General features: G+C 59.4%; 3 protein-coding genes. 2 read left to right on the top strand and 1 reads right to left on the bottom strand.

The annotated features are described in order from the left end of the window. On the top strand, positions 1-630 hold a 630-nt coding region (locus AC5JLB_RS18730; protein WP_495875340.1), incomplete at its 5' end, for an EAL domain-containing protein. A 13-nt stretch (positions 631-643) separates the two neighbouring features. Further along, positions 644-1,408, top strand: a complete 765-nt coding sequence (locus AC5JLB_RS18725) for a GGDEF domain-containing protein (RefSeq protein ID WP_495875339.1) — start codon at positions 644-646, stop codon at positions 1,406-1,408. Between the two features lie 90 nt (positions 1,409-1,498). Here the strand turns inward: AC5JLB_RS18725 and AC5JLB_RS18720 are convergent, their stop codons facing one another. Further along, positions 1,499-2,974, bottom strand: coding sequence for a TadE/TadG family type IV pilus assembly protein (locus tag AC5JLB_RS18720; protein WP_495875341.1), 1,476 nt, complete (start codon positions 2,972-2,974; stop codon positions 1,499-1,501). Positions 2,975-3,337: the final 363 nt, after the last annotated feature.

The raw sequence follows: 3,337 nt of genomic DNA, 5'->3' as shown, positions 1-3,337 counted from the left end.
ATCCCCTTGGCGGAAGCCGCCGAACTGGCCCGTCCGCTCACCCAGTGGGTGATCGACGAGGCACTCAGACAGGCCGCCGCGTGGCACAAGGCTGCTCTGCCGATCACGATTTCCGTCAACGTGTCGCCGGCTAATCTGGAAGAAGTGGATTTTCCGGAGCGTCTTGCCGAAGCGCTGCGGCGGCACGCTGTATCCCCCCAAACTCTCGAGATCGAATTCACGGAAGGCGCCCTCATCCGCAACCAGGCACGCATCCTTTCCAACCTGGCGGCTATCCGCGAAATGGGTGTGGCATGTGCCATCGACGATTTTGGCACCGGCTACAGCAGCTTTGCCTATCTCAAAGATATCCCTGCCGAAGTCATCAAGATCGACCAGAGCTTTATCCGCCCGCTGGTGCCGGGTGGATCCGATAGCGCCGTGGTGCGCGGGATGATCAGCATGGCGCAGGAACTTGGGCTACGGGTGGTTGCCGAGGGGGTGGAAACCCAGCAAGCCTATGATTTCCTGCAAAGCGCCGGGTGCGATGAGGCCCAGGGTTACCTGATCTCCCGGCCGGTTCCGCCGGAGGCCTTCGCCTTCTGGTGGCACTCCCGCCATGCGGGAATGCCGCATGATGCTGCAGCATGACAAGTGATTAGCAATGCCAGATTTTTCTCAGACGGGCCAGGCCAGGGTCATTGCGGTGACCATTGCGGGATCGATCCTCTGCTCAACTGCGGCGCTGATCGTGGATTCCTTCAACTTCGCTGGCATGAGCGAGGAACGGCTGGTTCGGGCGATTGCAGTCGATATCTTCCTGCCCATGGTGCTCGCCGGCCCGCTGCTCTATCTGCTGATGTCAAAGATACGGCAATTGGCCATCGCCCAGCGCGACCTCGCCGTGCTCGCCTCTACGGATAGCCTCACCGCGGTGCTCAACCGGGGCGCCTTCACGATGATGGTGGACGCCTATCTCGAGCAGTCGCGCACGCATGCCAATCTGCGCTCCGGCGCGTTGCTGGTGATCGACGCCGATCACTTCAAGAGCCTCAATGACCGCTTCGGCCATCAACTGGGTGACGAGGCCCTCAAGCTGATTGCCAGCACCATCAAGGGCATCTTGCGCGGCGCCGATATTGTCGGGCGCGTGGGCGGCGAGGAATTCGGAGTATTTCTACCCGGGGCGACGCCGGACCACGCAACCACAATCGCAGAGCGCATTCGCACGGCTATAGGGAACCTCTCGCTTCCTCCTCCGGCAAGAAACAGCGCAATTACGGTCAGCATCGGCGGAGTGACCTACAACGGGATGTCCACCTATGATCAGCTCTTTTCCCTGGCGGACGCGCGGCTCTATGGTGCCAAAGCGAGCGGCCGAAACCGGGCGTTGTTCGAGCACTTCGGCGAGCCTGCCAAGGCGGCATAGCTCAGGGTGGCGTTGACAGGTCAGGCGCCGTCGACCTGCTGGTCGCAAGGCAGGGGTTTGTTGACGTGCAGGTTCGGCGGCCAAGCGCCTCTACTGCGTGAGCCTGACAACACGCAGCTGGTCTGCGATGTTTTCAAATGCTCGATTGAGTTCAGCCGCATTTACCGCGCTGAAGTAATGCTTGTCATCGGTGGCGCAGGCCTTCAGCATGGTGTCGGAGGCCGGCAACAACACACCAAAAGAGACCACGAAAACTTCGATCTTCTTGGACTTGGCATAGGTGCAGAGCGCCGTCGTATCGGCGTCGGTTGCCGCCTTCTGCGTTGCGGCGGTCGCAGGATCAGTGCTCAACGTCGAGTGACTGCCGTTGTTATAGCGCAATGTGTTATCGCCATCCGTCATCAAGATGAGCGCCTTGCGAGGTTCTCGGTTTTCCGGATCGTACACGTCGCCCTGAGTAAAAGGCGCGGTTTCGGACAAAACGTTTATGCCCCACACCATGCCGGAGGGACTGTGGGTGAGTGGCTCGTAACCGCTCAAGCTCGTGACCATGGAGTTGATGCCGGCACGAATAGAATTTTCCTGGTCAGTGAGAGGTACGATCGCGTTCATGCAGGCCTGCTTTGTAGCCATGATGCCCACGTACTTCGTGGCTGGTTCCAAATCAGACAAACGAAGGTTACGAGCGGTCCGCGACTTCACGCAGCCCCACCACGTGGTGGTAGAGGTGGTGGTCTTGGGGTCAGTAGGACCGGTACAGACTTCTTTTGGTGTGATAGGCTCGTCTCGGCAGTTGTCTGGAGCCGGTGTGCAGTCGCGCTGCTTCGGTACACCATCGACATAGTATGTACACGTTTGTTTCGGGTAAGTGGTACATACCCTTTTGGTCGTAACTGTCGTGCAGGTGCGCGGTGTCCCCGGTGTGGTTTTCGTCGTGACGGTGTCCGCGGCAACGCTCATCCATGGCTGGCTGCGATTGGCGACGCCGACATTGACGTAGTCAGCGTAGGGCACCAGGCCTACACGGATGCTTTCGTTGTTCGCATCCCAGATGGCATCCAGGAGCCCGTTCGCCGCGTTTTTAAGCGCCTGAATCTTGGTGCTTCCCGAACCATCAGAGGCGGACATCGAATAGGTGTTATCCAGCACCAGCGCCAGTTCCAACTGACCGTTCGTGGCACGTTCTGCCGTCGAGTTGGCGACCACAGGCAAGCTTTGTACGCCGACCAGCTGCACGAAATAGGGCTCGATCGATCCACCGATGGCGACGGTCACCCGCCGTGTGACGCTATCATAGCTCACCCGCTCGACGACAACCGCGGGGTATCGCTCGAAGGCGTGGGCGGCTACGCCTTCGACCACATCTTGAACCTCGTCATGGTCCTCGGCAGTGGAGGCAGCGGCGGCCAGGGCTGCGGCGTCAGCGGCTTCCTGGGCCGTGTGAATGGCGTTCATCCAGATGGCGTAGTCGACGCTGGCGCCGCCGATCGCGATCAGCGGGATAGCCATCAGGGCAAAAATTACTGCGAAAATTCCATCTTCGTTGCGAACAAAATCGCGCCACATCACGGCTGGTGACCGCATCTTCTTTCCCCGCGTCCACCATCAGTATGCGCGAGAACAATTAAGTCTTCGTCTTTACTTGGTGTATTGCCACAGCTGCTTTGGGAAGAGGAAAAATACGTAATCAAGCGGTCTTGGAGCGCGCCTAGACGCTTGGGCGAGGGCTACCAGGTGAGACTAAAAGTCTCGGCAAGCTTCATCCTCTGGATTACTGCTCGCTACCAGCGCAAGGAGGAGGGCTTGGTGGAAAAGTGGGGCCGCACAGGCATGTTCCTAAGGGGAACAGCGATTGGGCGGTAGAATGGTGGAGCCAAGCGGGATCGAACCGCTGACCTCTTGCATGCCATGCAAGCGCTCTCCCAGCTG

It is taken from the genome of Myxacorys chilensis (genome assembly GCF_059505265.1).
Note: the sequence above shows the minus strand (reverse complement) of the source record. Positions and strands in the feature narration are given on the sequence as shown.

Coding starts and splice junctions, on each gene's coding strand:
- AC5JLB_RS18725 (WP_495875339.1), top strand. CDS start 644: ATGCCAGATTTTTCTCAGACGGGCCAGGCCAGGGTCATTGCGGTGACC.
- AC5JLB_RS18720 (WP_495875341.1), bottom strand. CDS start 2,974: ATGTGGCGCGATTTTGTTCGCAACGAAGATGGAATTTTCGCAGTAATT.